The organism is Kocuria rhizosphaericola, assembly GCF_044462205.1.
Taxonomy (GTDB): Bacteria; Actinomycetota; Actinomycetes; order Actinomycetales; family Micrococcaceae; genus Kocuria; species Kocuria rhizosphaericola.
On the sequence record NZ_JBISWK010000038.1, the window covers coordinates 1 to 3,479 of the forward strand.

The window sequence follows — 3,479 nt, forward strand, 5'->3', positions numbered from 1 at the left end:
GTGGAGGGGATCGTGGCCGCGTGCCGCGCCCATCGGATCGAGACCCTGGTGATGGCCGCGAGCGCGCCGCTGAGCTCGGAGGAGGTCCGCCACCTGAGCTGGTACCTGGCCGATGAGCGCATCCGGCTGGTCCTCGACACCGGGCTCACCGACATCGCCGGGCCGCGCATCCACACCCAGCAGCTGGCCGGGCTGCCGCTGATCCACGTTTCCACCCCGCGGCTGAGCCGGTCGCGGCTGCTGCTCAAGCGCCTCGTCGACCTCACCGGCGCGATCACCGCGCTGGTGATCCTCTCCCCCGTCATGCTCGTGCTCGCGGCGATCGTCAAGGCCCACGACGGCGGGCCCGTGCTCTTCGCCCAGGAGCGGACCGGGCTCGACGGCTCCCGCTTCAGGATGCTGAAGTTCCGCTCCATGTACACCGACGCCGAGGAGCGCAAGGCCGAGCTGATGGCCGCCAACGACGCCAAGGGCGGCGTCCTGTTCTTCATGGCCAACGACCCCCGGGTCACCACACCCGGCCGGTGGATGCGCAAGTACAGCCTCGACGAGCTCCCGCAGTTCCTCAACGTCCTCAAGGGCGAGATGTCCCTGGTGGGCCCGCGCCCGCCCCTGCCCTCCGAGGTGGCCCAGTACGAGGAGCACGTCCACCGCCGGCTGCGCGTGAAACCCGGCATCACCGGCCTGTGGCAGGTCTCGGGCCGGGACGACCTGGACTGGGAGCAGGCCGTGCGCCTGGACCTCTACTACGTGGAGAACTGGTCACCGGTCCAGGACTTCGTGATCCTCCTGCGCACCGTCAAGGCCGTGGTCGCCAAGGAAGGCGCGCACTGACCCGGTCTGCTCAGTATTGCTTGGTGATGTTTGTGTTCCGCCACAGCGCCTTGGTCACCAGGAGGTAGGCGAGGATCCATGGCTCGACGACGTACCGGTGGCCCAGCCGTCGCGGCTGGGTGACGAGCCGGTAGGCCCACTCCAGCCCGATTGGGCCGAGCCAGCGCGGCGGGGGCTTCTGGATGCCCGCGTACTCGTCGATCCCGCCGCCGACGGCCGCGTAGATCGCCGTGGGCAGCTCCTCCCAGCGCCGGCTCAGGAACTCCTCCTGCAGGGGCATGCCCAAGCCCACGATGACGAAGTCCGGCCGGAACTCTTGGAGCTCACGGACGATGTGGTCCTCGAGCACGGGGTTCCAGCCCTCCCCCGGCCAGCCCTCGACCTGACCGGCGGCCGCGTCCCGCCGGAGCAGATCCACCGTGCGGGCGTTGCCCACGGGGGTCGCGCCGACGACGGCGACGCGCTGCACCGGAGTGCGCCGCATCAGGCCGGGCAGCCAGTCCAGGGTGCCGAGGCGGTGCCGCTTGGCGCTGAGCTCGCGCCCGGACCGCCACTTGGCCAGCTTCAGCACGGGGAAGCCGTCCGTCAGCACCACGTCCGCCTTCTCGTAGAAGGCGCGGAACGTCGGATTGACCTCCCACGTGTAGAGACTGTGCAGGTTGTGGGCGAGGACCGCCGCCTTGCGCCGTTCCTGCCACGTCGCCGTGATCCACCGATGCAGCTCCTCGGCGTCCATGGGCGTCACCCGGACCCCGCTGACCGGGATCTCGATCGGGCCCGTGCTCTGGGCACGGGTCTGGTGCTTCAACATGTGTCTTCCCCCCTGTGCTGCGCCACTGCGGCGCCTCGCTCGTGCGCCTGCACCCGGTGATCGGGCCGGCGGCTTCGGCAGGGAGCCTCACCCGTCGTTCATGAGGATCCCCCGGATCCCTGACGGTGCGATCAGCCCCATGGAGCCCATGTCCCGCAACCCCGAAGTCCTGCGTTTGCGAACATGAACCTGCATTTACGCTAGCAAAGCAAAGGCGCCATCACGCCAGCAGGACTGTCCCCAATTAAGGACCTGTTTGCATGGATGTGCACTTGTAAAGTCATCGATGGGGGCCGGAACCACGCCGGGGGGCGTAGGAGGAGTGTTCCGGCCCCCGCACACTCGGGGGGAGTGATCAACGTGCTCAAGAAGAACATGTCCGTGCGACCTGCCGCCTGGCGGGAGTCCCATCTCAGCGCCCTGCGCCGCGTGGACGCGGCCGCCCTGGCGGCCACGCTGATCCTGACGCAGCTGATGCGCTTCGGCTTCGAGCAGGAGGCGCTCGAGCTCGGCCGGCTCACCGTGCCGTACTGGCTGGTGGGCGCCGTACTGGGCGCTGCCTGGTGGAGCTGGCTGGAACTGCGGGGCGCCCGCGACGTGCGCCTGATCGGCTACGGCGTGGAGGAGAACCGGCAGGTGGTCTCGGCCACGCTGGTGCTCTTCGGCGCCCTGGCGATCCTGTCCTACGTGCTCAACGTGCCGATGGCCCGCAGCTACGTGGTGATCGCCCTGCCGCTGGGCACGCTCCTGCTGCTGGCGGGGCGCGGTCTGGTCCGGCGGGGGCTGACCCGCCGCCGGCTGGCCGGCGAGGCGATGTCCCGGACCCTGGTGGTCGGGCGCGTGCCGGGGGTCGTGGAGATGCTCAAGTCCCTGCAACAGCATCCTGCCGCGGGCTTCGACCCGGTGGCGGTCTACGCCCCGTCGTCGTCGAGGGCCCTGCCGCACCACCTGGCCCGGGTGCCGATGCCCGAGAACATGCTCCCGGCCGGGGAAGCGCCGTCCGTGGAGGGGATCGTGGCCGCGTGCCGCGCCCATCGGATCGAGACCCTGGTGATGGCCGCGAGCGCGCCGCTGAGCTCGGAGGAGGTCCGCCACCTGAGCTGGTACCTGGCCGATGAGCGCATCCGGCTGGTCCTCGACACCGGGCTCACCGACATCGCCGGGCCGCGCATCCACACCCAGCAGCTGGCCGGGCTGCCGCTGATCCACGTTTCCACCCCGCGGCTGAGCCGGTCGCGGCTGCTGCTCAAGCGCCTCGTCGACCTCACCGGCGCGATCACCGCGCTGGTGATCCTCTCCCCCGTCATGCTCGTGCTCGCGGCGATCGTCAAGGCCCACGACGGCGGGCCCGTGCTCTTCGCCCAGGAGCGGACCGGGCTCGACGGCTCCCGCTTCAGGATGCTGAAGTTCCGCTCCATGTACACCGACGCCGAGGAGCGCAAGGCCGAGCTGATGGCCGCCAACGACGCCAAGGGCGGCGTCCTGTTCTTCATGGCCAACGACCCCCGGGTCACCACACCCGGCCGGTGGATGCGCAAGTACAGCCTCGACGAGCTCCCGCAGTTCCTCAACGTCCTCAAGGGCGAGATGTCCCTGGTGGGCCCGCGCCCGCCCCTGCCCTCCGAGGTGGCCCAGTACGAGGAGCACGTCCACCGCCGGCTGCGCGTGAAACCCGGCATCACCGGCCTGTGGCAGGTCTCGGGCCGGGACGACCTGGACTGGGAGCAGGCCGTGCGCCTGGACCTCTACTACGTGGAGAACTGGTCACCGGTCCAGGACTTCGTGATCCTCCTGCGCACCGTCAAGGCCGTGGTCGCCAAGGAAGGCGCGCACT

General features: G+C 70.1%; 3 protein-coding genes. 2 read left to right on the forward strand and 1 reads right to left on the reverse strand.

The genetic code is table 11. From position 1 onward, the window contains the following. The coding region (locus ACH9D2_RS04340; RefSeq protein WP_396361526.1) for an exopolysaccharide biosynthesis polyprenyl glycosylphosphotransferase at positions 1-834 on the forward strand (834 nt) is incomplete at its 5' end. Between the two features lie 10 nt (positions 835-844). On the opposite strand, the gene ACH9D2_RS04345 is transcribed toward ACH9D2_RS04340, so the two are convergent. Continuing rightward, entirely contained in the window at positions 845-1,645 is an 801-nt protein-coding gene (locus ACH9D2_RS04345; RefSeq protein WP_396361527.1) for a WecB/TagA/CpsF family glycosyltransferase, read from the reverse strand. Between the two features lie 351 nt (positions 1,646-1,996). Here ACH9D2_RS04345 and ACH9D2_RS04350 point away from each other — a divergent pair. After that, a partial coding sequence (locus ACH9D2_RS04350; protein WP_396361528.1) for an exopolysaccharide biosynthesis polyprenyl glycosylphosphotransferase occupies positions 1,997-3,479 on the forward strand: 1,483 nt, incomplete at its 3' end.

Coding starts and splice junctions, on each gene's coding strand:
- ACH9D2_RS04345 (WP_396361527.1), bottom strand. CDS start 1,645: ATGTTGAAGCACCAGACCCGTGCCCAGAGCACGGGCCCGATCGAGATC.